The sequence below is a fragment of the Embleya sp. NPDC025285 genome, assembly GCF_055558835.1.
On sequence record NZ_JBVHLU010000023.1, the window covers coordinates 106,412 to 133,088 of the forward strand.

20 protein-coding genes are annotated in these 26,677 nt (G+C 69.1%); 16 read left to right on the plus strand and 4 right to left on the minus strand.

The window, feature by feature from the left end; genetic code table 11:
• Positions 1-36 precede the first annotated feature (36 nt).
• Together ACZ4FV_RS18020 and ACZ4FV_RS18025 are read right to left on the minus strand one after the other, a co-directional pair.
• Complete coding sequence (locus ACZ4FV_RS18020) at positions 37-1,554, minus strand: aldehyde dehydrogenase (NADP(+)) (protein WP_402230576.1); 1,518 nt, start codon at positions 1,552-1,554, stop codon at positions 37-39.
• Between the two features lie 142 nt (positions 1,555-1,696).
• Positions 1,697-2,785, minus strand: a complete 1,089-nt coding sequence (locus ACZ4FV_RS18025) for a LacI family DNA-binding transcriptional regulator (protein WP_402230578.1) — start codon at positions 2,783-2,785, stop codon at positions 1,697-1,699.
• Positions 2,786-2,953: 168 nt separating this feature from the next.
• On the opposite strand from ACZ4FV_RS18025, the gene ACZ4FV_RS18030 reads away from it, so the two are divergent.
• From ACZ4FV_RS18030 to ACZ4FV_RS18085, 12 genes are all read left to right on the plus strand, one after another.
• On the plus strand, positions 2,954-4,573 hold the full coding sequence (locus ACZ4FV_RS18030) for an ABC transporter substrate-binding protein (RefSeq protein WP_402230579.1): 1,620 nt from the start codon (positions 2,954-2,956) through the stop codon (positions 4,571-4,573).
• Complete coding sequence (locus ACZ4FV_RS18035; protein ID WP_402230581.1) at positions 4,573-5,523, plus strand: ABC transporter permease; 951 nt, start codon at positions 4,573-4,575, stop codon at positions 5,521-5,523. Before ACZ4FV_RS18030 ends, ACZ4FV_RS18035 begins: the two co-directional genes overlap by 1 nt.
• On the plus strand, positions 5,520-6,518 hold the full coding sequence (locus ACZ4FV_RS18040) for an ABC transporter permease (RefSeq protein WP_395866101.1): 999 nt from the start codon (positions 5,520-5,522) through the stop codon (positions 6,516-6,518). The genes ACZ4FV_RS18035 and ACZ4FV_RS18040 overlap by 4 nt, the downstream gene beginning before the upstream one ends.
• A gap of 4 nt (positions 6,519-6,522) precedes the next feature.
• Positions 6,523-7,488, plus strand: coding sequence for an ABC transporter ATP-binding protein (locus ACZ4FV_RS18045; protein WP_395866099.1), 966 nt, complete (start codon positions 6,523-6,525; stop codon positions 7,486-7,488).
• Entirely contained in the window at positions 7,485-8,330 is an 846-nt protein-coding gene (locus ACZ4FV_RS18050) for an ABC transporter ATP-binding protein (RefSeq protein ID WP_395866097.1), read from the plus strand. Before ACZ4FV_RS18045 ends, ACZ4FV_RS18050 begins: the two co-directional genes overlap by 4 nt.
• A gap of 247 nt (positions 8,331-8,577) precedes the next feature.
• On the plus strand, positions 8,578-10,056 hold the full coding sequence (locus ACZ4FV_RS18055; protein WP_465322882.1) for an amidase: 1,479 nt from the start codon (positions 8,578-8,580) through the stop codon (positions 10,054-10,056).
• 347 nt (positions 10,057-10,403) lie between these two features.
• Positions 10,404-12,062, plus strand: a complete 1,659-nt coding sequence (locus tag ACZ4FV_RS18060) for an amidohydrolase (RefSeq protein ID WP_465322883.1) — start codon at positions 10,404-10,406, stop codon at positions 12,060-12,062.
• 19 nt (positions 12,063-12,081) lie between these two features.
• Positions 12,082-13,341, plus strand: a complete 1,260-nt coding sequence (locus tag ACZ4FV_RS18065; protein ID WP_465322884.1) for a flavin monoamine oxidase family protein — start codon at positions 12,082-12,084, stop codon at positions 13,339-13,341.
• Positions 13,342-13,412: 71 nt separating this feature from the next.
• Positions 13,413-13,925 carry a MarR family winged helix-turn-helix transcriptional regulator gene (locus ACZ4FV_RS18070; protein ID WP_465322885.1) on the plus strand — a complete coding sequence of 171 codons (513 nt, stop codon included), beginning with the start codon at positions 13,413-13,415 and terminating at the stop codon, positions 13,923-13,925.
• 49 nt (positions 13,926-13,974) lie between these two features.
• A complete protein-coding gene (locus tag ACZ4FV_RS18075; RefSeq protein WP_465322886.1) occupies positions 13,975-15,627 on the plus strand; it encodes an SWIM zinc finger family protein in 1,653 nt (550 codons plus the stop codon).
• A 1,298-nt stretch (positions 15,628-16,925) separates the two neighbouring features.
• Positions 16,926-18,029: an AAA family ATPase gene (locus ACZ4FV_RS18080; protein ID WP_465322887.1), complete on the plus strand. Its 1,104-nt coding sequence runs from the start codon at positions 16,926-16,928 to the stop codon at positions 18,027-18,029.
• Positions 18,030-18,404: 375 nt separating this feature from the next.
• Positions 18,405-20,288 carry a S8 family peptidase gene (locus ACZ4FV_RS18085; protein ID WP_465322888.1) on the plus strand — a complete coding sequence of 628 codons (1,884 nt, stop codon included), beginning with the start codon at positions 18,405-18,407 and terminating at the stop codon, positions 20,286-20,288.
• 151 nt (positions 20,289-20,439) lie between these two features.
• Here ACZ4FV_RS18085 and ACZ4FV_RS18090 read toward each other — a convergent pair whose 3' ends face one another.
• Complete coding sequence (locus ACZ4FV_RS18090) at positions 20,440-21,660, minus strand: type III PLP-dependent enzyme (RefSeq protein ID WP_465322889.1); 1,221 nt, start codon at positions 21,658-21,660, stop codon at positions 20,440-20,442.
• A 13-nt stretch (positions 21,661-21,673) separates the two neighbouring features.
• Positions 21,674-22,438: a GntR family transcriptional regulator gene (locus tag ACZ4FV_RS18095; RefSeq protein ID WP_465322890.1), complete on the minus strand. Its 765-nt coding sequence runs from the start codon at positions 22,436-22,438 to the stop codon at positions 21,674-21,676.
• A 460-nt stretch (positions 22,439-22,898) separates the two neighbouring features.
• On the opposite strand from ACZ4FV_RS18095, the gene ACZ4FV_RS18100 reads away from it, so the two are divergent.
• From ACZ4FV_RS18100 to ACZ4FV_RS18115, 4 genes are all read left to right on the plus strand, one after another.
• Entirely contained in the window at positions 22,899-23,225 is a 327-nt protein-coding gene (locus ACZ4FV_RS18100; RefSeq protein ID WP_465322891.1) for a hypothetical protein, read from the plus strand.
• Positions 23,222-23,581 (plus strand): hypothetical protein, encoded by a 360-nt coding sequence (locus ACZ4FV_RS18105; RefSeq protein WP_465322892.1) that lies wholly within the window; start codon positions 23,222-23,224, stop codon positions 23,579-23,581. The genes ACZ4FV_RS18100 and ACZ4FV_RS18105 overlap by 4 nt, the downstream gene beginning before the upstream one ends.
• Complete coding sequence (locus ACZ4FV_RS18110) at positions 23,574-24,425, plus strand: hypothetical protein (protein ID WP_465322893.1); 852 nt, start codon at positions 23,574-23,576, stop codon at positions 24,423-24,425. Before ACZ4FV_RS18105 ends, ACZ4FV_RS18110 begins: the two co-directional genes overlap by 8 nt.
• Positions 24,426-25,382: 957 nt before the next feature.
• Entirely contained in the window at positions 25,383-26,531 is a 1,149-nt protein-coding gene (locus ACZ4FV_RS18115) for a hypothetical protein (protein WP_465322894.1), read from the plus strand.
• Positions 26,532-26,677 lie beyond the last annotated feature (146 nt).

The window sequence follows — 26,677 nt, forward strand, 5'->3', positions numbered from 1 at the left end:
GCCGGGCCTCTCCCGGGCCCGGCGGCAACCGCGCGTTCAGGGCTGGGTCACCCGCGGCACGCCCAGCGGGTTGGCGTCGCGCAGTTCCGGAGGCAGCAGGGCGTCGGGCCAGTCCTGGTAGGCGGTCGGCACCAACCAGCGCTCCAGCGCGGTGCCGCCGACCGAGGTGTGTCCCGGCGCGGTGGTGGCGGGCCACGGACCGCCGTGGTGCATCGCCCAGCACACCGCTACGCCGGTGGGCCAGCCGTTGTGGATCAGCCGGCCGACGCGTGGGCGCAGCGCGGCGGCGACCCGGGCGGCGAGCGGGTGGTCGGCCTCGACGGTGTGCACCGAGCCGGTGAGGCTGCCCGGGAGGCGCCCGAGCGCGGCGAGCAGGGCGTCCTCGTCGGCGTAGGTGACCACCAGGCCGGCCGGGCCGAAGGTCTCCTCGGTCAGTTCGGCCGCGTGCGCGAGGAACTCGGCGAGGTCGGCGTGCCAGACCACCGGCGCCACCGCCCAGGCACCCTCGGCGGCGGTACCTCGGGCCAGCTCTCGGCCCGCGCGCGCCGAGGTGCCGCCCTCGTACGCGTCGCGGATCCGGGCGGACAACATCGGGCCGCCGGTCGCGGTGCGGGCCCGCGTGGCGATGGCGTCCAGGAGATTGGTGTCCTCGGGCACGAACAGCAGCCCCGGGTTCGTGCAGAACTGTCCGGTGCCCAGGGTGAGCGAGCCGAGGTAGCCGGCGGCGAGGTCCTCGGTGCGTTCGGCCGCGGCTGCGGGCAGCACCACGACCGGGTTGACGCTGCCCAGTTCGCCGAAGAACGGGATCGGGTCGGGACGGCCCGAGGCCAGGTCGAACAGGGCCCGCCCGCCCGCGAGCGAGCCGGTGAATCCGACGGCGGCGATCCCGGGATGGGTGACCAGCGGGCCGCCCGCGGCGCGACCGGCGACCAGGCCGAGCAGGTCGGCGGACGCGCCGGCGGTGGTCAGCGCGGTACGCACCACGCGGGCGACCGCGAGCGAGGTGGCCGGATGCGCCTCGTGGACCTTGACCACCACGGGGCAGCCGGCCGCCCACGCGGACGCGGTGTCGCCGCCGGCGACGGAGAACGCGAACGGGAAGTTGCTCGCGGCGAACACCGCGACCACGCCGATCGGGTGCAGCATGCGACGTACGTCGGGCCGCCCGAGCGTCGGATCGGCCGGGCTGAGCACCGCGCCCACGTGCGCGCCGGCGCGCAGGAGGCCGGCGAACATCCGCAGTTGGCCCGAGGTACGGCCGATCTCGCCGGTCAGCCGCGGCTCGCCCAGCGCGGTCTCCGCGTCCGCGACGGCGACCAGTTCGGCGCGCGCCGCGTCGAGCGCGTCGGCGACGGCCTCCAAAACCTCGGCCCGCTCGGCGCCGGAGCGTGCGGCCCACGCCGGCGCGGCCGCCTGCGCCGCGGCGACGGCACGTTCGACCTCGGGGCCGGTACTGGCGGGCAGCGGCTCACCGACCGGCGTCCCGGTGCGCGGGCTGTACCCCTGCACGGCTGTCGGCGCGGCGGTGGCGGGAGTCGGGGTCGACTCGATCACGGCGTTTCCTCCGGGTCGGACGAACGAAGGCCTGAGGGGTGGTCAGGCATGGTGCGGTCTCGGCGCCGTGCGGCCCTGCCCGGGCGACCCGGTCCGCGGCGATCCGGCGGAGCCCGCCGGGACGGCCGTCGAAGGAACCCGGCTACGGGGCAGCGGCTTTGCCGACCTCGTCCGAATACCCATGATCCCCGCTTCGCCGTGACGTGTCCCGGATCTCGAGCCGGGTCGGGACGGCTCGGCCGGTGGGGCTCCGGTCGCCGGATTCCAACGCCTTGATCAGCAACTCGACGCCCGCGGCCGCGATTTCGGTCGGTCGCAGACTGAGCGTGGTGATCGGCGGGTCGGTCTGGGCGGCGGTCGGGTCGTCGCTGACGCAGACGATCAGCAGGTCCTGCGGGACGTTCAGGCCGCGAGCCCGGACGGTCTCCAGGATCAGCGGCGGGCTCGCCTCGGTGAGTACGAAGAGCGCGTCGGGGCGGTCGGATCGAGCCAGCATGTGGTCGATCGCGGCACGCGTCGCCGGGTTGCCCGGACGCCGGGTCAGCTCCACGAGAGGAGCGAACCCCCGTTCCACGCACCACGCGTGATACACCGTCAGCGCCTGTTCGTAGAACAACGACGTGGAGTGTGCGGCCACCACGCCGATCCGCCGCGCGCCGCCCGCCGCCAGGTGATCCAGTACGCCGCGGACGGCGGCCTCGTGGTCGATGTCCACCCAGTGCGCGCCGGGCATGCCCTCCAGACGGCGGTCCGAGAGGACCGGGATCCGGGCCGCCAGGAAGTCCTCGACCAAGGGGTCATCGGCGAGCGGATCGGCCACCACCGCCGCGTCCAGCGGCAGGTCCGCCCACTCGTCCCGGGCCGTGTGGGTGGGCAGCAGGACCAGCGCGTACCCGTGGGCGAGCGCGGCCTGCGCGGTGGCGCTGGTGAGTTGGGCGAAGTAGGGCGACTCCATGTACGACCACGGTGTCTCCACGTACTCGCGCACCGCGTACCCGATCAGCCGGGCGTGCCCCGCGCGCAACAGGCGGGCGGTCGCGTTCGGTCGGTAGCCCAGTCGGCGTGCCGTCTCCTGAGCGTGCAGCCGGACCGCGTCGGAGAGCCGGCCGGTGCCGTTGAGGGCGGCCGAGACGGTGGTCTTGGACAGCCCCGCCTCACGGGCCACGTCGACGAGGCGGACCCGGGGTACGGGCGCGGGACGCTTGCCGCCGCCGTGCGGTGGAGTGCTCATGACGCCACATGCTGCCGGCTGCCGAGCCCTGAGTCACGCTCCTGTTACAGCGCCATGACCTTCAGAAAACCGTTCCCGCAAACCCTTGTGCGGGAACGTTCCCGCATCAATACTCCACAGAACTCCAGCGCCCCGCTACCCCCTGGAAAGAGGTGGGTTCTCTTGCGCATGCTCCGATCCGTCGCAGCAGTCGCCGTCGCGGCCGCGGCCGTGGCCGGTTGTTCCGGTGGCAAGTCCGACAACGCGAATCCCGGTGGCGGCTTCCAGGTGAGTCCGGACACCCCCGCGGCCAAGGGCACCATCCCGTCGGTGTCCTGGTCGCTGTACGCCGAGCCGCAGACGCTCGACTACCTGTACGCCTGGGACTACCCGATCAACACCGTGCTCGCGAACGTCTGCGAGCAGTTCCTGCGGACCACTCCGGACATGAAGATCGAGCCCGGCCTGGCCACCTCGTACACCAATCCGGACCCGCTCACCTGGGTGTACAACCTGCGCGAGGGCGTCACCTTCCACGACGGCACGCCGATGACCTCCGCCGACGCGGTCGCCAGCCTCAAGCGGCACCTGGACCCCGAACTCGCGTCCGCCTGGGGCACCGCCTTCCGCAACGTCGCCTCGATCGACGCCACCGGCCCGCTCCAGGTCACGATCAAGCTGACCAAGCCGGACGCGCTGCTCAACTCGATGCTCGCGGCCTCGCCCGGCACGGTCGAGAGCGCCGCCTCGATCGAGAAGGCCGGCAAGGACTACGGCAACCCGCAGGGCGGGGTGAACTGCACCGGGCCGTTCGCGCTGGACAAGTGGACCCCGGGCGACTCGATCACGCTCAAGAAGAACCCGAAGTACTGGGACGCGAAGCTGGTCGCGAAGGCCGACGCGTTCAAGTTCGTCTTCATCCAGGACCCGTCCGCGCGCGTGAACGCGCTGGTCTCGGGCTCGGTCGACGGCGGCTACACGGTGCCCTCCAGTGCCTATGGGCGCCTGCGGAACACCCCCAACGGCAAGCTCTACTTCGGTCCCAACAGCGGCAGTTACCTGCTCGCCGTCACCAACCTGCAGGGCACCATGGGTGACCTGAAGCTGCGTCAGGCGCTGTCCCTGGCGATCGACCGCACCGGCCTGATCAAGGCCGCGGCGGGTGGGGTCGCCAACGAGGCCAGGGGGCTCACCCCGATCGGCGCGTGGGGCCTGGCCCCGGAGAAGGCGCCGACCTACTTCGCGACCCTCCCGCCGGTGAAGCAGGACCTCACCGCGGCCAAGAAGCTCGTCGCCGACGCCGGGGGCGGCGCGGGCAAGAAGATCGTGCTCGCGACCAGCTCGCTGGCGCCGGAGATCACCGTCTCGGCCAACGCCATCCAGGCCGCGGGCAAGTCGATCGGGCTCGACATCGAGCTCAAGACCGTCACCCCGGACGCCTACACGGCGCTGTTCACCGACCCCGAGGCGCGCAAGGGCATCGACCTGGTCGTCACCAGCGGCTACACGAACACGCCCGATCCGTTGGAGTTCTACGAGTCCATGGTCACCGGCGCGTTCGCCAACTACGGCAACTACTCCAACCCCGAGTACGACAAGCTCTACGAGCAGGCGGCCGGCACCGCCGACCCGGCGGCCCGCTCGGACCTGACCGCCAAACTCCAGGACATCGCGCTGCGCGACCTGACCTCGATCCCGCTCTTCGAGCCGCCGCACAACGTGTTCATGAACAAGCGCATCACAGGCGCGGCGCCCGGGATCGCGCAGCTGTACTGGCCGTGGGCCGCCACCGTCGGGGCCGCGGGCTGATGGCGGGTTACTTCCTGGGCCGTTTTCTCGGGTTGGCGCTGGTGTTGCTGGTGACCTCGTTCCTGGTCTTCAGCGCGATCCACCTCGCCCCCGGGGATCCGGTGACCTTCCTGCTCAAGGGCCACCCGGCGACGCCGGAGGCCAAGGAAGCCGTGCGTCTCCAGTACCACCTGGACGACCCGTTCCTGTCGCAGTACGCGCAGTGGCTCGGCGACGTGTGCACCGGCGACTTCGGCCGCTCGGTGCAGTTTCGCCAGGACGTCGCCGACCTGATCTCCTCGCGCCTGCCCACGACCGCGTTCCTGATCGGCTACGCGGCGGTGCTGGTGATCGTCTCCGGCGTGCTGCTGGGCATCCTCGCCGCGCTGCGCCCCGGCTTCGTGGACAAGCTCGTGCTGATCGGCACCGGTGTCGCGACCGCGACCCCCGCGTTCGTCGCCGCGATCGGCCTGGTCTCGCTGTTCGCGGTCAAGCTCGGCTGGTTCCCCACCTTCGGCGGCGGCTCGGGCTTCGGCGGGCGCGTCGAGCACCTCACGCTGCCGGCAGTGGCGCTCGCGTTCACGCTTTCCGGGCTGCTCGCCCGGGTCACCCGCTCCTCGATGCTCGACGAACTCTCGCGCGAGCACGTCGAGGTGGCCCGTGCGCGCGGCGTCGCCGAGTCGAAGGTGGTTCGGCGACACGTGCTGCGCAACGCGCTCGGCCCGATCGTCACGGTCGGCGGCACGATGCTCGCCGGCCTGCTGGTGACCACGTCGATCGTGGAAACGGCGTTCTCGGTCCCCGGGGTCGGCTCGCTCCTGGTGACCTCCGTGAACGTCAAGGACTTCCCCGTCGTGCAGGCCATCACGCTGCTCACGGTGGCCGCGTTCGTCCTGGTCAACCTGCTGGTGGATCTGTTGCAACCGCTCGTCGACCCCCGGGTCTCCCTGACCGGGCGAGGTGCCTCGTGACCAAGATTTCGATCGACAAGACCGACGGGGGCGACACGCCCGGGGGGATGACCGGCGAGACGCCCGGCGGGAGCGGCGCGGGTCGAGAACGTGGCGGGGGCGAGAGCGGCAGGGCCGACAAGCCCGGTCGGACCGCCGAGGCCGGCGGGGTCGTTCGCCGGCCCGGCTTCGGCGCGCTGCGTGCGCTGCGCCAAGGGCCGCTGTTCGTCGGCGCCGTGGTCGTGCTCGCGCTGCTCGTCCTGGTCGCGGTGTTCGCGCCGCTGATCGCGCCGTACGACCCCAACGCCGTGGACCTGTCCGCGACGCTGGCCGGCTCGACGCCCGACCACCTGCTGGGCGCCGACCAGTCCGGCCGCGACATCCTGTCCCGGCTCATCCACGGCGCGCGCACCGGCCTGCTCGGCCCGCTGCTCGTAGTGGTGCTGTCCACCGCCCTGGGCATCGTGTTCGGCGTCGCCGCCGCGTGGCGCGGCGGCTGGATCGACGCGGTCCTGTCCCGCTCGATGGACATGATGTTCGCGTTCCCCGGCCTGCTGATCGCGATCCTGTTCGTGGCGGTCTTCGGCGGCGGGCTGACCGCGCCGGTGATCGCGATGAGCGTCGCCTACACGCCGTACGTCGGGCGCCTGGTGCGCTCGGTCGCCACACAGGAGAAGGCCCGGCCGTACATCGAGTCCTATCGCGTCCAGGGTTGGTCCGGCTGGACCATCTGCGTCAAGCACCTGATCCCCAACATCGCGCCCACCGTGCTGGCCCAGTCGGCGATCAACTTCGGCTACGCGCTGATGGACTTGGCCGCGCTGTCCTACCTCGGCTTCGGCGTGCAACCCCCGGAGTCCGACTGGGGATCGATGATCAACGAGGGCCAATCGGCGCTGCTCCAGAACGTGCTGCTGCCGTCGTTCGCCCCGGGCGTGTGCATCGTCGTCGCGGTCGTCGCGTTCGGCATCGTCGGCGAAGGCATCGCCGACCGAGTCGCGAAGCGGGAGCGGTGATCCCATGGCATTTCTGGAAATCGACGACCTGACGGTGCGTCTGCCCGAGGGGCGAGCCGCGCGCCCGATCCTCGACGGCGTGTCTCTGCGCGTCGAAAAGGGCGAAAGCGTGGGCCTGGTCGGCGAGTCCGGCTCGGGCAAGTCGGTCGCGTGCCGGTCCGTACTCGGGCTGTTGCCCGCGAAGGCACGGGTGAGCGGCGAGGTCCGGGTGGACGGGCGGAACGTGCTCGGCCTGAACAAGGCGAGCCTGCGCTCGTTGCGCTCGCGCGAGGTGGCGATGGTCTTCCAGGACCCGCGCGCGTCGGTCAACCCGATGCGCCGGGTCGGCGACTTCCTCACCGAGGGCATGCGCGCCGCCGGCACCGCGCCCGCGATCGCCGCGGCACGCGCGCTCGAACTCCTGGAGGCGGTCGGCATCCGCGACCCCGAGGGCGCGATGCGGCGCCACCCGCACCACTTCTCCGGTGGCATGCTCCAGCGGGTCGTGATCGCCGCGGCCCTCGCCGGTGAGCCGTCGCTGCTGCTCGCCGACGAGCCGACCACCGCGCTGGATGTGACCACCCAGGCCGAGGTGATCGGGATCCTGACCCGACTCCAGGCCGAGCGCGGCACGGGCATGCTGTTCGTGACCCACGACCTCGAACTGGCCGCCGCGGTCTGCGATCGGGTCTACGTCATGTACGCGGGCCGGATCGTCGAGACGCAGACCGCGGAGGGCCTGTTCGCGAAGCCGCGGCACCCGTACACCGCCGGCCTGCTCGCCTCGACGCCGCGGCTCGATCCGGACGCGGGGCCGCCCAAGCCCATTCCGGGCCGCCCGGTCTCGCTCGCCGAGGCCCCCACCGGCTGCGCGTTCGCCGCGCGCTGCGCGCATGTACAGCCGCGGTGCACGGACGAGGCACCCGCGCTGACCCGGCACGACGACGCCTACGCGGCCTGCTTCCGCGCCGACGAGGGGATCCTGACGTGACCAGCCGCTCCGCCCGCACGGCCGACACCACGCTCGAAGTCACCGATCTGCGCAAGTCGTTCGGCGACCACGCCGCCGTGGCCGGGGTCTCGTTCACGCTCGCGCCGGGCGGCTCGCTCGGCATCGTCGGCGAATCCGGCTGCGGCAAGACCACGACCGCGCGCATGCTGGTCGGCCTGGCCACGCCCGACTCGGGCAGCATCCGGGTGGGCGGCCACGAGCGCGCCACGCGGACCGGCAATCGCGCCGAACGACTGGCCCGCGCGCGCGAGATCCAGATGGTCTTCCAGGACCCGTACTTGTCGCTGGACCCGCGGATCGCGGTCGGGGAGTGCGTCGACGAGGTGCTGCGACTGCACTTCGGCACGCTGACGAAGGATCAGCGGGCGGCCCGGGTGGCGGAGTTGCTGGACCAGGTCGGCCTGGGCGCGCGCGAGGCGACCGCGCTGCCCAAGGCGCTGTCCGGTGGTCAGCGCCAGCGAGTCGCGATCGCCCGCGCGCTCGCGGCCGAGCCGACGGTGCTCATCCTCGACGAGGCGGTCGCCGCGCTCGACGTGTCGATCCAGGCGCAGATCCTCGAACTCCTGGCCGGGATCCGGCGGGACGCGGGGGTGGGCTTCCTGTTCGTCAGCCACGACCTCGCGGTCGTCCGGCACATCACCGACGACGTGGTCGTCCTGCGGGCCGGCCGGATCGTCGAGGCCGGCAGCACCAATGAGGTGCTGACGAATCCTCGACACCCGTATACCCGGCTGCTGCTCGACTCCGTGCCACGGGTCGGGTGGGACCCGGCCAGGATCGCGGCCGATCGCCGGGCGCTGGCCGCAGAGGGCACGCGGTGAGCTTGGGCGATGGGCTCCGGGGGCCTCGGGGCCAGGGCCTCGGGGCCGCCGTTGCCGGCTTCGTTTGCCGGCATCGCGCAGTGATCTCGTGCAGTGATCTCGTGCAGTGACCTCGTGGTGATCTCGCACGGTGACCTCGTGGAGTGACCTCGCGGAGTGACCTCGCGGTGACCTTGTGCAGTGACCGCGCGGTGAGTTTTTGCAGTGACCTTGTGCAGGACGTGACCCGGAAGGACGTGACCCAGTCATGAGCAATGAGACCGATTTCGCCGCGGGGACCGAGCGCGCCCCGGTTGTGGTCGACGAGCTGGCCTACCTGCCCGCGACCGAGGCGCTGCGGCGCTTTCGGGACCGCTCGCTCTCGCCGGTCGAGTTGATGACCGCCGTGATCGAGCGGGCCGAGGCCGTCGAGCCGAGGGTGAACTGCCTCGCCGAGCGGATCTACGACGAAGCCATGGCCGGCGCGCGGGCGGCGGAGGCCCGCTACGCCGGAAAGGGCGACGCGCCGCGACCGCTCGAAGGGCTCGCGGTGGCGACCAAGGAGGAGCAGCCCATCGCGGGCCGGATCACCTCGGAGGGCTCGGTGCCGTTCGCGGCCGAGGTCGCCGACGTCACGCATCCGGTGGTCGAGCGGGTGCTCGCGGCCGGCGGCATCGTGCACGCGCGCACCACGACCCCCGAGTTCAGCTGCGCGGCGTTCACCCGCTCGGAGCTGTGGGGCATCACCCGCAACCCGTGGAACCTGGCTTTCTCGCCGGGCGGTTCGTCCGGCGGCGCCGGCGCCGCGCTCGCGGCCGGGAGTACCACGCTCGCGACCGGCTCGGACATCGGCGGCTCGATCCGCATCCCCGCGTCGTTCACCGGAACGGTCGGGTTCAAGCCGCCGTACGGCCGGGTCCCGGCGCTGGCGCCGTTCAACCTGGACACGTACTGCCACGACGGCCCGATGGCGCGCACGGTCGCCGACTGCGTGCTGCTGCAGAACGTGCTGGCCGGCCCGCACCCGCTGGACGGCGTATCGCTCAGCCCCAAGTTGGTCCTGCCCACCGCTCCGGAGGGCATCGAGGGGCTGCGCGTGGCGCTCTCGATCACGCTGGGGGACTGGCTGGTCGCCCCCGAGGTCGAGGCGAACACGCGCGCCGTGGCGGACGCGTTGCGCGCGGCGGGCGCGATCGTCGAGGAGGTCCCGGTGAACATCACCCGGCGGGACGTGCTGGACACCGCGTTGATCCACTTCGGCGCGATCTTCGGGTCGTGGGTGCGCGGGGTGGCCGAGGAACACGGCGACCGGTTGAACGCGTACACGCTCAGGTTCGTCGAGGAAACGGTCGCCGCCACCGAGCGGGGCGGCCTGCTCGAGGGCCTGGAGCGCGAGGCCGCGATCCACGCCGAGGTGGGGCAACTGCTCGACCGGTACGACGTGTTGCTGTGCCCGACGGTCGGGATCCCCGCGTACCTGGCGGACGACGACTACACCTCGACCAAGGTCACGATCAACGGCGTCGAGCTGGAGCACTACCTCGAGGCGTCGCTTACCACGGTGTTCAACATCGCGAGCCGCTGTCCGGTGCTGAGCGTGCCGTCGGGCCACGCGTCGAGCGGGGTGCCGACCGGGGTGCAGATCGTCGGGCGGTTCTACGACGACGCGACGGTGTTCCGGGTGGCGGCGGCGCTGGAGCGGGCGCGGCCGTGGGACTACGTGGGTGCGGGTATTCCGGCGCTCTGAGGGGATCGGGCTCGGGCCTTCGGTGCTCGGAGCCGGGTCGGGCTCGGGTTTCGGCGTGCTCGGGCTCCTTGGGGTGTTTGGTCCGGTCGGACTCGATGTACCGATCGGGCCAGGGCTGCTCGGCGGGCTCGATCTCCTGGCCGGGTTCGCGCTGCTCGGCGGGCTCCACCTCCTCCCCCTCCTTCTCTTCGCCGTTCGCGTTCATTTCGCGCTTTTCGCGTCCTCTCGCGTTCGTTCGCGTTCGTTCGCGTTCTCTGCGCGTTCGTGGATTGCTTCGCGTTCGGTCTTCGTCGGGTTCGGTCTTCCTCTCTTCATTCTTTTCAACGCAACTCGGTACAAGGAGTTCCATGTCCACCCCTGCCGATGTCGTCTTCCGCGGTGGTTCGGTCCATACGATCGACGCCGCGCGTCGCCGGGCCACGGCGGTGGCCGTGCGCGACGGGCGGATCGTGGCCGTCGGGCACGACGCGGATGTGCGCGGGTTGATCGGTTCGCGCACCGACGTGATCGACCTGACCGGCCGCGCGCTCGTACCCGGCTTCCAGGACTCGCACGTACACCCCGCCCTCGCGGGCATGACGCTGATCCGCTGCGACCTCTCGGACGCGCGGGACGCGGACTCGACGTTCGCCCTGATCCGCGCGTACGCGGCCGCCCGGCCCGACGAGGAGTGGATCAGCGGCGGCGGTTGGAACATGGAGGCGTTCGCGGGCGGTACGCCCAGTCGGCAGCAACTGGACGCGATCGTGCCCGATCGCCCGGCGTTCCTGATCAACGCCGACGGCCACGGCGCGTGGGTCAACACCCGCGCGCTCGAACTCGCGGGCGTCGGACGGGATACCCCGGATCCGGCCGACGGGCGGATCGAGCGCGAACCGGACGGCACCCCGCAGGGCACCCTGCACGAGGGCGCGACCGCGCTGGTCGGCGACCTCGTCCCGGGCCTGGACGCGGCCGACGGCCTGCGCGCGCTGCTCGCGGGCCAGGCGCGGATGCACTCGGTCGGCGTGACGGCGTGGCAGGACGCGATGGTCGGTTCGGCGCATCCGGGTCTGGACCCGCTGGAGTCCTATCTGACCGCGGCCCGTTCGGGGCAGCTGACCGCGCGCGTCGTGGGCGCGCTGTGGTGGGAACGGGACCAGGGCGCCGAGCAGTTGGAGCGGCTTCTCGACCTCCGCGCGTCCTCGTCGGTCGGTCGGTTCGCGGCCACCAGCGTGAAGATCATGCAGGACGGGGTCGCGGAGAACTTCACGGCCGCGATGAACGACCCGTACTTCGACGGCTGCGGCTGCCATACCGGCAACAGCGGACTGAGCTTCGTGGACCCGGCGGCGCTGCGCGAGCACGTCACGCTGCTCGACGCGCACGGCTTCCAGGTCCACGTACACGCGGTCGGCGACCGGGCCGCGCGCGAGGCGCTGGACGGCTTCGCGCAGGCGCTCGCGGCGAATGGGCGGGCGGATCACCGGCATCACATCGCGCACCTCCAGGTGGTCCATCCCGACGACGTGCCGCGCTTCGCGGAGTTGGGCGTGGCGGCCAACCTGCAGCCGCTGTGGGCCGCGCACGAGGCCCAGATGGACGAGCTGACCATCCCGTTCCTGGGTGACGAACGGGCGGCGTGGCAATACCCGTTCGGCGACCTGCTGCGCTCCGGCGCGACCCTCGCGGCGGGCAGCGACTGGCCGGTCAGCGCGCCGGATCCGATGTGGGGCATCCACACCGCGGTCAACCGGGTGCTGCCGGCCGTTGCGGAGCCGTCGGACACGATCTTCCTGCCCGAGCAGCGGATCGACCTCACGGCGGCGCTCGCGGCCTACACGGTGGGCACGGCGTACGTGAACCACCGCGACCACGACACCGGCACGATCGAGGTCGGCAAGCTCGCCGACCTGGTCGTCCTGGACCGCGACCCGTACGCGGGCGCGCCGGCGGAGATCGGCGACACGCGCGTGCTGGCGACGTACGTCGAGGGCGCGGCCGTGTACACGGGAGAGGGTCTGTGAACCGCGAGGGAGGGGGCCGATGAGCACGGCCTACGACGTGGCGGTGGTGGGCGCGGGACTGGCCGGTCTGGTGGCAGCGCGGGAGCTCGCGTCGTCCGGGCTGCGCGTGGTGGTCCTGGAGGCGGGCGATCGGGTCGGCGGCCGGACGTGGTCGAAGGTCCTCCCCGGTACGGGAGTTCGGGTCGACCTCGGCGCGGAGTGGATCTCGGCGGAGTACCACCGGGCGCTGATGGCCGAGTACGAACGCTACGGCGTGGACCTGGCCCCGGCACGGGAGAGCGCGGCGCGGCAGGTGTGGTTGCTGGACGGTGAGGCGTCCGAGGGCGCGATGCCGCTGACCGGGGCGGATCTGGCCGCGTACGAGCAGTTTGTCGCGGAACTCACGGCGTTGGCAGCAGAGTTGACGGCTTCACAGGCGCCGGACGGGTTGGACGTGGCGTACGGCGAGCTGCTTGAGGGCCTACCGGCGCGGGCGGCGGCGTACCTGTCGGTGCTCGGCGCCGCGTTGATGGGCGCGCGCCCCGAGGAGTACTCGGCGGTGGGCGTGATCGAGGACATCGTCGCGCTGGGCGGCGACCCGGCGGCGGCGTTCGGCGCCGAGGATCAGCGGGCGGCGGGCGGTGCGGACGCGGTGGCGGTGGCGATGGCGGCCTCGCTCGGCGCCGAACTGCGCTTCGGGGCGCGGGTGGTGGCGGTGCGTCAGGAGGGGCCGGGCGTGCTTCTCGGGCTGGCCGACGGCAGCGCCGTGCCGGCCGCCGCGGCAGTGGTCGCGACACCGCTCAACACGTGGGCGGCGATCGCCTTCGAGCCCGCGCTGCCGGCGGCGGTGGCGGCACTGGCCGAGCAGGGCCACGCCGGCCGCTCGGTGAAGGTGGCGGCCCGGACGACCGGGATACCCGTCGACACCAAGGCGGGCTGTTGGCCGCCCGGCGTCCTCGCCGTGTACAACGCCGGGGAGGACGTCTCCGTCGTCTTCGGCCTCGCCGAGAGCTTCGACCCGACCGACCGGGCCTCGATCGAGACGGCGGTGCGGCAGCTGTACCCGGACGCCCGTGTCCTGGAGGTACTCACCCACGACTGGTCCGCCGACCCACTGGCGCGGGGCACGTGGGTGGCCCCCCGCCCGGGCCAGTGGCCCCTCTTCGCGGCGGCGCGGGAGCCACACGGGCGGGTGGTCCTGGCGGGCGGCGACATCGCACGCACGTCCCAGGGCTACATGGACGGCGCGGTGCTCTCGGGCCACGACGCGGCGGAGGCGGTGCGGAACCTGCTCGCGTAGCGGGCACCCGACCGGGGTGGGCGTCGTCTGCGAGGAGACGATGTCCACCCCTTCGCCATGTCAAGATACCCATGACAGAGATAGTCGACGTACAGATAATCGTCTCGGATCCTGACCCCGAGGCCGATCCCGACGTCGAAAGGGCCGACATGCCGCTGACCGCCGAAGACAGCCCCGGCTTCCTCCTGTGGCACACCACGCTGCGCTGGCAGCGCACAATGGCGGCCACCCTCGGCCCGCTCGACCTGACCCACCCTCAATTCGTGCTCCTGGCGAGCCTGTACTGGCTCGACACCCAGGGCGCCAAGCCCAACCAACTCACCCTGGCCGCCCACGCCGGCATGGACGTCAAGACCGTCTCCCCGGTCCTGCGCCGCCTGGAAGCCAAGGGCTACCTGACCCGAGCGACCGACCCGACCGACACCAGAGCCAAGCTCCTCCACATCACCACCCCCGGAACCGACTTGGCCGCCAAGGCCATGCAGGCGGTGGAAGCGGCGGACGCGGCCTTCTTCGCGGACGCTCCCGACCTCGCGAACCTGCTCAAGGCGCTGCGCCGGCTGTCCGGCACACTCGGCGGGTAGAAGCGAGGTCGAGATCGAGGGTCGGGCCGGATGCGGTTTGATGTCGGCTGTGTCGATATTCACCGAGCAAGACCTCCTCGACGCCGCCGGATCGAAGTCGTTCGAGCGCGGCGAGGGCTACCTCGACGCGGTCGCGAATCTGACCGAGGACGGCCCCGGTGTCATCACCGCCGTGGTGTACGGAAACGACACCTACGACGTCGTCCTCGAATTCGGGCCGGACGATCTCACCGGTCGGTGCGATTGCCCGTACGGCGACCAGGGCTACTTCTGCAAACACTGCGTCGCGGTCGGCCTGGTCTTCCTGCGTACGGCCGAGGCCGGTCCGGTCGGGGAACCCCAGGGCGCCGCGATCGATCTGCGCGCCTATCTCGCCTCGCTCGACCACGGCGAACTCGTCGACCTCCTCGACGAGGCGGCCGGCAGCGATCCCGACCTGCGCCGCCGCCTCCACCTGCGCGCGGCCCGTACCGACGCCGGTGCCGGCCCGGACATCGCGGCGATCCGCGAGCACCTGGGCCGCTCGCTGCGCACCTACGGCTACCTGGACCGGCACGGCGCCCACACCTACGCCGGGGCGGTCGCCGACATCGCCGAGACGCTGGGGGAGTTGTCCGCCGCCGGCCACCATGTCGCCGTCATCGACCTCGCCGGCCGAGCCCTGGCCCTGATCGGCGCCGCCATCGAGGCGATCGACGACTCCGACGGCGGCATCACCGAGGAAGGCGAGGCACTGGTCGAACTGCACGCCGAAGCGTGCGCGACGGCCTCACCCGATCCCGTCGAACTGGCCGACTGGCTCCTCGCGTTCCAGCTCGCGAACCACAGTTGGCCGGAACTGGCGATCCAGGACTACACGCAGCCGCTGGGGGACGCCGGCATCGCGCACTACGCCGCGCGCTTGCGCGAAGCCGAGTCCGCCGGGAACCGAGACGGATGGTTGATCCAGCACCTACGGGAAGACCTGGCCGAGGCCCAGGAAGACACCGACGCCCTCGTCGAAGCACTCGCCACCGACCTCACCCACGGCTACGCCTACCTCCGCATCGCCGACGCACTCACCGACGCCGGCCGCGAAGACGAGGCCCTCACCTGGGCCGAACGCGGCACCGCCGAGCACCCGGAAGAACCCAGGCTCGCCGACTACCTGACCCACCGCTACACCACCGCCGGCCGCTACGCCGACGCCCTGAAGGTCCGCTGGGACCAGTTCCGACACCGACTCGGCGTCCCGGCGCACCGACAACTCCTCGAAGCCGCGGCAGCGGCCGGAGAAGCCGACCACTACCGCGTCCAGGCCCTCCAAGCACTCCGCGACGCGGCCGAACAACCACAGACCCGCGCCCGAGCGGCCCAAGCCCTGATCGACATCCTCCTCACCGAGGACCGATTCACCGAAGCCTGGCACGCAGCCGAAACCCTCGGCGCCACCCGCACCCAATGGCTCAACCTCGCCGACGCCTGCCGAACCACCCGCCCGGATGACGCCCTCGAGATCTACCTACGAGAAGCCACCGCCCTCATCAAAACCACAACCAAACACGCCTACGCCCAGGCCGCAGACCTCCTGGCCCGCGCCCGCGACACCGCCCAAGCCACCAACCGCGAACCCCTGTGGGAAGCCGCATTCACCAAGTTGCACACCACCCACCACCGCAAACGCAACCTGATGACCGAACTCGCCCGCCACGGCCTCATCTGATCGCCGGAAACGTCCGAATGAACTCCCCCAAGTCTGCCCGGAGTTGGACGCGACTGTCCGCCAAGCTTCCGGATCATGGCGTTGATGGCGACCATCCGCAGTCCCCTGCCCCGCAAGCCAATCGACTGTTCGCAAGAGCGCAGACAGGGAGCCGACCTCGTCCTGAGTCGGCGGTGTCGACGGGAAAGGTCGGGCGGATGGTCGGCATCCCGTCACGCCGGTCCGAGACCTCGACGCGCAACGTGGCCGACTCTGCCCGAGACGACTCGATCGCGGTGCTGAGTTCGAAGCCGTGGTCGGTTCCCCTCCCGTGGGCCGTGACGTTCGCGGCGTTCGCGGTGTTCGCGGCGAGTTCGGCCGGAACAGCGCACCCGCTCGGACCGACTGCGCCCCAACGGAATCGAGCTGGGACCGCTGCCCCCACACACGACCCGACCGGCCAACGACAAGCCCTGGACCGACAACTGCGACGCACACGATGAGCAGGCCTGAAGCAGCACGCGAACAAGGACATAACAGGAAGCCCCGGAGCGACCCGGGCCTTCCGTCGCGTCCGGGCCACGCCGCGACTACACCGCATACGCACTGTGACCCGCGGAAACACCCTCAAGATCATTGCGCATATATGGCACAGAGGCCGTCCTACGCCTGCCGCCACCTCGCCGCGCGCCACACATCGTGACGGCAAAAAAGAGCCCCAAAACAAAAACAGCAGCTCACGAGTGATCGTGCCTGCTGAGACTGTTCACGCTGTGTGCCCCTGGCAGGATTCGAACCTGCGCACACGGCTCCGGAGGGCACTGAGCCAAAGCAGCCTTGACCAGCGGCGGAGCCCGAGGGCGGACAGTGAGACGACTAGATCCTGGCGCAGGTCTGGCGTGGCCTCAAGAGCTCGGTCGGGTTACCGCCTTCGAGACTCTGAATCTGTGTCAGTCGGACCACTTAGCCGGACTCACGTGCCTTGCCCCGTGATGCCGGGAGGCGGAACCCTCGGCGGGCCGGGACATCAAGACGGTGAGGGCTGGCGCCTTGAGGTTGTCGGCTGGTCACAGAGGAGCCTTGACCCGCGCGAGCCTGGGACGTTCCCCCAACCCTGCTCGCTAGCCGGCACACAGCTAGAGCGCTGGGCCCACGAGGGGTAGCAACTGGCCACGAAGCCCACCTCGGTGATGCCAGCTGGTAGGAACTGTCAGTGCGCCTCCGCAGACTCAGGGCATGCATGTGGACTAGATGGTGGATTGGTAGGCAAGAATCGTCCAGATCCGACTAGGGTAAGTGGCGAGGTAGAAGGGAGAGTCATGACACACATGGACGAAAGTAGTCCATATGATCGAGACCTAGTCCAGCTGGCCCGTGTAGCCATGGCAGGGCGGACGCAGGACGTGCAAACGCTCATTCAGCGCATGGCTCGCAGGTACCAGACGACCAACGGCACGCTCTCGGAAGCCCTGCGGGATCTGCTTCGCGCCGCGCCTGGCCCTGAGACGCCCATGCGGGGCTACGGCAACGCTGCGCACATCCCGCTCGATGGTGACAGCAGGCTCCCTCTCATTCGCGCGGACCAGCTCGGACCTGCGGTGAACCCGGTCCTCTCGCCCTCAGTCAAAGAGCAGGTAGAGCAGCTTCGGGATGAGCATCAGAACCAGGACAAGTTGGCCGCGTCCGGCCTAACCCCGAGTCGCACAGCGCTGTTCACCGGACCGCCCGGCGTCGGAAAAACCTTGGTGGCGCGCTGGCTGGCGGACGAATTGAAATGCCCTCTGCTCGTCCTGGATCTATCGACCGTGATGAGCAGCTACCTAGGCCGCACCGGCAGCAATATCCGAAAAGTGCTCGACTACGCCAAAGCAAGTCCGTCAGTTCTCCTACTTGACGAGCTGGATACCGTCGCCAAGCGCCGCGATGACGCGGCAGAGGTTGGTGAACTGAAACGGTTGGTCACGGTTCTACTACAAGAGATCGATGATTGGCCCGCAAGTTCACTGCTTCTTGCCGCTACCAACCATGGAAACCTTCTAGATCCAGCTGTTTGGCGTCGTTTCGATCTCGTTGTTGACTTCCCGCTTCCAGGCCCCAAGGAACTCGAAAAGGCCCTGTGGCAGTATTGCGCGAGCGAGTCAGCAGACGTCATCAGCTTTCTAGTGCGAGTTCTCGCTGGAGCATCGTTCGCCGATGCTGAGCGCCTGGTCATGACCGCACGTAGGAAAGCCGCCCTTGGTGGCGAACGTATGTTCGACATCCTGCTTCGCTTGGGTCAGGAGCGGTTGCGCGGGATGGATCAGGCAGATCGCCTGCAGATCGCCCTGGACTTGGTGCAAGCTGGTGCATTGTCCCAGCGGAGAGTGAGTGATCTGACAGGAGTCAGCCGCGACACGATACGTCGTCGGCAGCGCGAGGAGTAGTAGGAGTTCAGGCTCGCTAAGGGAGATGCGACCATGTCCGGAGAACGCAATTTCCTACTCGGTCACGGCGAACGACTGGTTACGCCGGTTTCACTTTCACGAGGTGGACGCGCACCACGGGCGCCCTATACGACGGAAGAAGCAAGGCGGCGACTCCGACCTCAGGTAGAATCAGCCGTTCGGATTTTCTCGGATCTCCCGCGGGAAGCCTGCCCTGAAGACAAGTCAGTCGGTGTCTTCACACTACATCCGCAGTTCATTGCCAAGTCGCATCATCCAGGGGACTTTCTCAAAAGTCTCGGCTTTTCCTACATCGGGTCGCGCGGAGCGCAGGTCGTACCGGCGAAATGGACACGTCAAGGCCATCCACTGCCCATGGAAACAACCGAGCTCTTCGTTGCAGGACGTCGGGAAGGCTTCTCTCGATTCGCTCAGCGCATGCAAACATTGGGTTCTTTTCCTGATAACTCCCCGCTCCGATTGCTGGAAGCGTTTCGGGCACCCAGTCTGCAAGACAAGCAACGTGGCATCGAGGGGTTGAGCGGAGACGCGACTCTCGTAGAGGTAGGCCTTCATCTTCCTGCCAGTGACCGCGAAGCGATTCTCAGGACTTTCGCGAGTTACGCCCAGTCATGTGGTGCCACGGCCGAAGTAGAACGAAGCATCACCGTGGCTGGCCTGGTCTTCATGCCGGTCCGTATTGCCCGCAACGAAGTGAACGAGCTCAGCCGCTTTTCCTTCCTGCGCGTCGTACGCCCGATGCCTCGGCTTCGCACCATGCACCCCGTAGAGCGCAGCGTGGTGTTTTCAGGGCAGGCGCCCGCACCTCTCCCCGACAAACCTGTATTGGACCCATCTATCCGCACGGCCATCTTCGACGGAGGATTGCCAATTGCAGGGTCATTGAGTAGATGGGTGAACAGCTACGAAGTTCCAGGAGTCGGGCCCGCAATCGCCGAATGTGTCGACCACGGGCACAAGGTGACTTCTGCCGCGCTATTCGGGTCTGTGAAGCCTGGAGTTCCAATACAGCAACCCTTCAGTACTATCGATCATTATCGCGTTCTGGATGATTCGGAAGATGATCCGTACGCGCTTTATGAGACACTCGGACGCATCAAGGATGTTCTGACGAGCGGAGACTATGAGTTCGTCAACTTGAGCCTGGGCCCCTCGCTACCCATTGAAGATGATGAAGTGCATCCGTGGACGGCAGTGCTCGATGAGTATCTTTCGAGCGGGCATACACTTCTGACTGTTGCCGCCGGGAACAATGGCGAACAGGATAGAGAATCAGGAAATTCAAGGGTTCAGGTCCCTTCCGATTGCGTAAATGCGTTGGCTGTAGGATCGGCGGATAGCCAGCGTCCCCGCTGGGATCGGGCGGGGTACAGTGCCGTTGGCCCAGGAAGATCCCCGGGAATGGTAAAGCCCGACATTCTCAGTTTCGGCGGGACTAGGCATGAACCATTCCTCTTCGCCTCGCAACAGCCGGACGGTGACCCGCTCGCCGCAGCCGGAACTAGTTTTGCTGCACCTGCCGCTCTGCGGATGGCGATGGGGATCCGTGCCCATTTCGGCGGCCACCTCAATGCGCTGGCTCTGAAAGCTTTGCTCATCCACTGTGCCCAGCGCGATGAAGCCTCTATCGAAGAAGTCGGATGGGGGAGAATTCCGAACGAACTGGAAGACTTCGTCGTTTGCTCGCCACACTCAGTCAGGATCCTTTATCAAGGATCGATCGAGCCTGGCCAAGCCATCCGAATGCCGATCCCATTGCCCGAAGATGTGCGCGAAGGAAGCGTTAGCATCAGCGCAACTTATTGCGTCAACTCGCCCACGGAAGCCCGCACCCCAAGCACCTACACAGGCAGCACTATCGAACCGTTTTTTCGTCCTCATGCAGAGCGTATGGCTTCGGATGAAAGCATCCACCCAGCGACGACTGCGTTCTTTCAAATGGGTGACTATACACCTGAGAACGATCTTCGGAAAATTGCACACAAATGGGAAACAACAAAGCATAAGACTAAGACATTCAGAGCTGCTTCCCTTCTTCGGCCCGCATTCGACGTTCGCTATTTGTCGCGAGTCGAACAACTCGCTGGCGCGAGCATTGATCGCATGGAGTATGCACTAGTAATAACGTTGACGTCTTCAAAGGATGCCGATATTTACAACAAAGTGGTGCGCACATACGCGGGGCGTCTCGAAATTCTTCAGCCTCAAATCGAGATCCCTATCTCCATGCGTTCGTGAATGATCGGCTACGCCGCCCGCAAAACACGAAGCCCCCGATGCAACATCGGGGGCTTCGTGTTTTGCGGGCGGCCACTAGCTAGTCCATGGCAGCTGATCTTTCGGCGGAAACTGAGACGGGATCGGTGGTCCGCCCGTCAGGGTCGCCTGCTCATGTCGCGCCTCGAAGTCGGCTGATCGCTTCGCTCTGCGTTGACTGACCCTCCTGCCCGTCTTCGGTTTTCAGGTAGTGGAATTCGGGCTTGGGGTGCATCAGGAAGTCATGGTGCGAGATATTCCAGGCATAGGCACCGGCCATGGAGAATGCCACGATGTCGCCGATGCGGAGCCGCTCGACCGGCACCCGACTCGCGAAGACGTCCTTCGGTGTACATAGTTGGCCAACCAATGTGACCAGCTCGTGGTGTACTTCAGGGCGATTGATGTCGTGAGTTTCGGTTTCCAGCACGGTGAACGGCTGGTTGTGTTGCCGTGTGACCGGTGTGCGGATGTGCATGGTTCCACCGCGCAAGATGGCGTACCACTGCCCGTGTCCGCGCTTCACGTCGATCACATCGGTGACATACCAGCCAGCGTAGACGCTCACGGATCGGCCCGGTTCGATCCGTAGGGTTTCTCCAGGCTTGCTGAACTCCGAGATCCCTCTTCCGTATGCAGCCCAGTCGTATTGAATAGCAGGGTTCTCGTAGTCAACGGCCATCCCGCCGCCCAGGTTGATTTCCGGCTGAACTACACCGGCCTTGGCGAGCCAGGGGCGGGCCCAGTCGAGAATCTCAGATGCTTGACGCAACATGTCCGGGGCATTGAGGCCGGAAGCGAGATGCGCGTGGATGCCGCGCAGTCGTACCCAGGGGGACGTCTCCAATACGTCGTGACAGGCTTCGATGAGGTCGGGGTCCATGCCGAACGGGCCGCTCATCGACAACGCCGCGCCGTCGCGCTGCCCCGCGAGATTCACGCGTAGCAGTACGTCGACTTCCTTGCCTACAGTCCGGGAAAGCGCTGCCACTGCCGCCATTTCGCGCGGGCTTTCCACATGAATCCGCTCTACGTCCAGCTCCAAGGCGCGAGTCAATTCATGGCTCGTTTTCCCCGGCCCACCAAAGGCGATTCGGGCGTTGGGTAGAATCTGCCGGACATGCTCCAGCTCTCCACCGGATGCCACCTCGATGCCGTCCACATATGGATCCAGGGTGCGCAGAATGGCGGCCTCGGGGTTCGCCTTGGCAGCGTAGAAGATTTCCAGGCCAGGGACTGAGAGAGCTGCCCGTATGGACGCGGCATGCGACGCTAGGGCGTCCAGATCATAGATGTAGGCGGGCAGGCGTCCAATGAGGCCGGATGATTTCGCTTTCACAGCTTCGGTGATCATGGATCTCCTGCTTTCAGGCGAGCGGGAAAACGTGCTCGATAACCAGGTACTGGGCGGGCGCGAGCGTGGTGGTCACCTCGACCACACGGCCTGCGGAGGTTTCCCCGGCATGGACGATTTCCGTGACCGTGCGCTCCGGGCTGATATTGAGAAGGTGGGCTTCCTCCTCAGTCGGCAGCCGGCTGGGAGTGATGCGTTCCCGCGCCACTGTCTGGGGATAGCCAAGCTCAGCCAAAGCGCTCTTGACGCCCCCTCGAATCACCGGCGCTGGCTCCGTCAGAATGGTGTCCTCGGCGATATCCAGAGGAAACCAGGATGCATTCAGTCGAACGGGAATTTCGCTGGCGAAGAGCCTGCGTCGCCTGACCAGGCAGTTCACTTCGCCGGTCGCCAATCCGAGCGCTTCGGCAACTTCCACCGGTGGCTGGGCGCGTTCCACAGTGATTTCATGCCGAGGTTCCAGCCCAAGCGCCTTCACCTCGCTGTCGAACGCGCCTCGTGCACCATTTTGCTCACGCGCCTCTCGTGAGTAGCGCGCGGCCGAGTGCACCATCGGCGGAAGCCAAGTCACGACAGTGCCTCGTCCCTGCTGCGGTCGAACCAGTCCCTCGGCCGAGAGAAGGGTCATCGCTCGGTTGACCAGGCTGCGGGACGCACCGTACCGCTCGGCCAACTCAGGCTCCGCTGGCAGCAGCGATGCCGTCGGGTACCGACCGTTCACGATGTCTTCTCGGATGGCTGCGGCGATCTCGCGGAAGCCCAACTTCTGTGAAGCCATGGCATCCCTCCCATGTCGTGGCGCCTGATGAGCGCTCGTTGATCCTAGCAAACGCCAAACGTCTGTCGTCCCTTGACAGTCGATTCGAGCGTAGTGCACGCTGACGATACGTCAAACGTTTGGCGTCTTGACCTTTCGTGGGTCCGGGCCGCCATGTCGCACGACTGCGTCATCAGGGGCCCCGGACAGAGGGGGCCGAGGGTTCCGGATCCCTGGTCAACCGGAAGGCATTGAGGCCGAAAGGCCATGTCCCTGCCTACCAACAGGAGCGCGATCGTTCCTGGAAGGGGACAACGTACGAGTGCTTTTGGTCCCTGGCGCGTGGTTTGGCATGCGCGCCGGGGGTTATGACCACTCGTCTTTCGAGATGGGGCACACCGGTGTGTGCCGGGGCGACCGCTGATCCTTGCCGGGAAGCGGTCGCCCCGTGGGTCGTCCCTCCGATTCGAGGAGTACGACCGTGAGAAGCATTGTTGCTGGCCACCACGCGGCCACGGTCGCCGAGTTCGCGGAACTCGCGCTCGGCATCGACTGGGCCCTGTTCGATGGGGAGCCCGGTGAGACGGCGGAGGAGGAGGCGGCTCGGCTGGCCGCGGCGCGGGACATCCTCTCCGACTTGTGGGGCACGGATCGCGAACTCGCCCGCCACGTCGAGCAGCTGCTGGCCGCGTTGCGGGCCGTGGACGAGGGGACGGCGGCATGCGCCGAACTGCTGATCGCCACCAGCGAGCCCGGCCGGGCTCGGGTCCCCGGCGTCGAGGTGCACGAGGAGGTGTGGGCGGCGTGAAGCGGGGATGGTGGTCCGCCGCAGCGCTGGCCCTGCGGGAGTTGGAGACGGTGGGGCCGGTTCTGCCGCCGGTGTGCTCGTGGCAGATCGACATCGTGTACGACAAGGAGTTCGTGCCCTCGGTCGAGGTGCGCGGGCAGTTGGAGCGTGGGCCGGACGACGAGTCCGACCGCCTGACGCTGGAGATGGTCGCCGAACTGCTGGCCGGCGACGTCGCCGAGCACGTCCTGTCCAGCGATCGGGACCACACGTTGATCGAGGCCCGGTTCGAGTTCTCCGGGACCGTGTTCCGGCTGTGGACGATCGTGAAGACGCCGACCTTGGCCGTGGTGCCGATCGGGGCTTGCGATGAGTGATCCGCGCGTCGCGACGCTTCGCCGGGCCGACCGCGGGTTGACGGTCGCGCTGTTGATCGTGGGCGGCTTGGCGTTGGCGTTCACGTGCGTGAACGTGACGCTGTTCGCGATCTCGCACGGCACGCCGTGGTACATCGCATGGTTGCTGGACCCGATGGTCTCGCTCGCGCTGGGGGCGGTGCTCCTGACGGACGGCGTTCTGGGCAGGCACGGTGACCGACCCGGCGGAAGCGCCACCGGGTTACGCCTGTTCGCGGGCCTGGCGACATGGGCGATGAACGTGTGGGGGTCGGTCTGGCCGGACGGGTCGTTCGGTGTTCCTCGGAATCCGGACGCGGCGGGGATCGTTCTGCACTCCGTTCCTCCGGTGTTGCTGATCCTCCTCGCCGAGGCGGTGACGGTGTACCGCCGTCGCATCGCCGATCTGATTCGCGAGTTGGACCAACCGGCCTGCGACCTGCGGGAACAACACACCGATCACGCGCCGGACACGGTGCGATCGTCCGTTCCCGAGGCGTTGCCGCCCGGCCCGCCGGACGTTGCTCCGATTCCGGCGTGGATACCGCATCCGGGGCCGCCGTCGATCGCTCCGGAAACCCTGCCGGAAACGGTCTCGGAAGCGGACGTGTACGCGGTGTTCGCGTTGCTGGACGTTCCCGGTGAGCGTGTCTCCTACCGGCGTGTGATGAGCGCACTCGGTGTCGGCTACCCGAAGGCGAAGATCGCGCTGGACACGGCTCGGGCCCTTCGCGGCACGAGCGCGCCGGGTTCGTCGGACGCGGCTCGGCTGAGCCTGGTGCCTGCGACGGACGAGCCGGACTGGACGTCCGGTGGTGCTTCGTGAAGGCCCGTGTTGCTTCGAAACGTCGGGGACCCGGCCCGCTTCCTACGGCCCGGCCGGATCCCCGCACTCCCTGAGAGGAGCAAGACCAGCATGGCGGAAACGAGCACGGTGAAGCCGAAGAAGCCCCCGGTCCGGCGTGATTTGCCGGACAACGAGCCGGAAGCCTTCCCGTCCGCCACGGCGTCCACGGCGTCCACGGTGCCGATCGAGGTGACCGTCACCCGTGAACCCGACGGCGCCGCCCCCGTTGTTCGAGCGGACAAGCGGGTGCGGGTGTTGCCGATCGCGACACTCGCGGCCGAGGCGGCGACCACGTCGGGCGCAGGTCTGTACGCGGCGGTCGGCGTGATGGGGCCGGTCGGATTGGCGGGCGCGGTGACCGCCGCTGCCGTTGCCACCCGGGCGGCCAGGTCGGCGCGCGAGCGCAAGACGCGGAGCGGGCTGGGTGCCCGCTTCCCGATGCCCGGACGCTCCGGCACTGCACGGGGTGCCGCGGCGGGCCGGGTGCCCGGCGGAGGTCGCTCCGGCGGCGCGGCCAACGGACGGACTGCCGGAGCGCCCGGCCGCACGGGCACGCGGCGTTCGAGCGGTGCGACGTCGGGGGCGGGACTATCCGGCGGCAAGGGCGGTGGGCGTTCCGGCGCACGGTCCGCGATGGCGGGCGGCCCGTCGGGCGGTGGATTTCGGGCGGGTCTGGGCGCGGGGAACGCGGCGCATCGCCTGGGCCGTGGCACGAGCACGGGAGGCGGCTCGATGACGAACGGTCGTACGCGTGCCGGGCGTCCCGGCGGGGCTGCCGGGCCCAAGGGCTCCGCGACCGGTGGCGCGTCCACCAAGGCGGATCGGAACGCTACCCCCGGTTCGGCGAAGGGCGCGGGAAGCCGGTCGGGCCGTGGTGCGGGAGCCGCCACCGGTTCGCGCTCGGGGAAGGGCCCCGGCGGTGCGGCGCGAGGGGCGTTGAAGTCGACGCGGGGCGCGGTGCACAAGGCGGCGACGTCGAAGGCCGGTCGGATGGCGCGAGAGCGGGCCTCGCAGGCGCGGGCCGGTGCGCGCAGGGTCGCCCCGAAGGTCGCCCGCGCGGTCGGTGCGGGCCTGGCCGCGCTCGGGTCCGGTGTCCTGGCCGGGACGGCGGGGCTCGCGGCGTCCGTGCTCGGCGCCGGTCTCGGTGGCGCGCTGCGGTGGGCCACCGGCCGCGGCCCCGGTGCCGCGCTGGGCAAGGGCCCGTTGATGTGGGGCCCGCGCGCGGGGGCGTGGGTGTGGCGACGCCTCATGCGCAAGTTCCGTTCGGGCGCCGAGGGTTCGCCCGAGCGGGTGTTGACGGATTTCCCGGAGCCGACCGACGTCGCCTCCGCCACCAGTGCGCCAGTCCTCGCGGGCGGCGCGGAATCCACGGGAGTGGTGCCCATGAGCATCTTCGCTGTTCGATCCGAGGCGATCCGGGACGCGTACGCCCGCTACTCGCCGCCGACGATGATGGCGGTCGCCGCGGAGTACCAGGGCGTCCCGGACGGGATCCGGTCGGCGGCCAAGGCCCTGTACGAGTTGGCCACGCACACCGCGAACGAGTACCCGGTGCACCCGCAGCTCGCCGAGATGTTGTCGGCGGTGTTCGCGCTGACGACGGAGGCCGCGAAGACGGCGGACGAGATCGAGCCCGCGTTCGCCAAGCTCCACGCGGCCGACCTTGCGCGGCACGAGACCCCGCGCAACGGCGAGGCCATGTGGAACATCGGCGAGCGGCGCGCGCACGGCGATTCCCGCTACAGGCGCTCGCACTTCGCCGCGTCGTGCGAGGACATCGAGACCGCGTACAGCCGGTGGGCGCCGGCGAACATGATGGCCGTGGGCGCCGAGTACGAGGGGTTGCCCACCGGGCTGGAGTCCCTGGCCGCGGCGGTGCGGTATCTGGCCGAGCAGTCCGCCGAGGCGTACCCGGTGGACGAGCGCATCGCCGGGATGATCGCGGACACGCACACGTTCCTGACCAGCGCGATCGGCGCCGCCCAGGAACTGCACCCGCTGTTCCGCCGCCTACACGCCGTGGACATCTCCCACCACGAGGCGCCCCGCAACGGCCCCATGGCCGAGTCCATGTGGGACGTCTGACCCGCTCGAACCGCCCGGCCCGGGGGGGGGGGGGGGGGGGGGGGGGGGGGGGGGGGTGGGTGGTGGGGGGGGGGGGGGGGGGGGGGGAGGGGGGGGGGGGGGGTGGTGTGGGGGGGGGGGGGGGGGGGGGGGGGGGGGGGAACCCG

Bases quoted from the DNA above. Each gene is read 5' to 3' on its own strand.
- ACZ4FV_RS18035 (WP_402230581.1), top strand. From the start codon at position 4,573: ATGGCGGGTTACTTCCTGGGCCGTTTTCTCGGGTTGGCGCTGGTGTTG.
- ACZ4FV_RS18025 (WP_402230578.1), bottom strand. From the start codon at position 2,785: ATGAGCACTCCACCGCACGGCGGCGGCAAGCGTCCCGCGCCCGTACCC.
- ACZ4FV_RS18055 (WP_465322882.1), top strand. From the start codon at position 8,578: ATGAGCAATGAGACCGATTTCGCCGCGGGGACCGAGCGCGCCCCGGTT.
- ACZ4FV_RS18110 (WP_465322893.1), top strand. From the start codon at position 23,574: ATGAGTGATCCGCGCGTCGCGACGCTTCGCCGGGCCGACCGCGGGTTG.
- ACZ4FV_RS18070 (WP_465322885.1), top strand. From the start codon at position 13,413: ATGACAGAGATAGTCGACGTACAGATAATCGTCTCGGATCCTGACCCC.
- ACZ4FV_RS18045 (WP_395866099.1), top strand. From the start codon at position 6,523: ATGGCATTTCTGGAAATCGACGACCTGACGGTGCGTCTGCCCGAGGGG.
- ACZ4FV_RS18095 (WP_465322890.1), bottom strand. From the start codon at position 22,438: ATGGCTTCACAGAAGTTGGGCTTCCGCGAGATCGCCGCAGCCATCCGA.
- ACZ4FV_RS18080 (WP_465322887.1), top strand. From the start codon at position 16,926: ATGACACACATGGACGAAAGTAGTCCATATGATCGAGACCTAGTCCAG.
- ACZ4FV_RS18060 (WP_465322883.1), top strand. From the start codon at position 10,404: ATGTCCACCCCTGCCGATGTCGTCTTCCGCGGTGGTTCGGTCCATACG.
- ACZ4FV_RS18030 (WP_402230579.1), top strand. From the start codon at position 2,954: ATGCTCCGATCCGTCGCAGCAGTCGCCGTCGCGGCCGCGGCCGTGGCC.
- ACZ4FV_RS18085 (WP_465322888.1), top strand. From the start codon at position 18,405: ATGGAAACAACCGAGCTCTTCGTTGCAGGACGTCGGGAAGGCTTCTCT.
- ACZ4FV_RS18090 (WP_465322889.1), bottom strand. From the start codon at position 21,660: ATGATCACCGAAGCTGTGAAAGCGAAATCATCCGGCCTCATTGGACGC.
- ACZ4FV_RS18065 (WP_465322884.1), top strand. From the start codon at position 12,082: ATGAGCACGGCCTACGACGTGGCGGTGGTGGGCGCGGGACTGGCCGGT.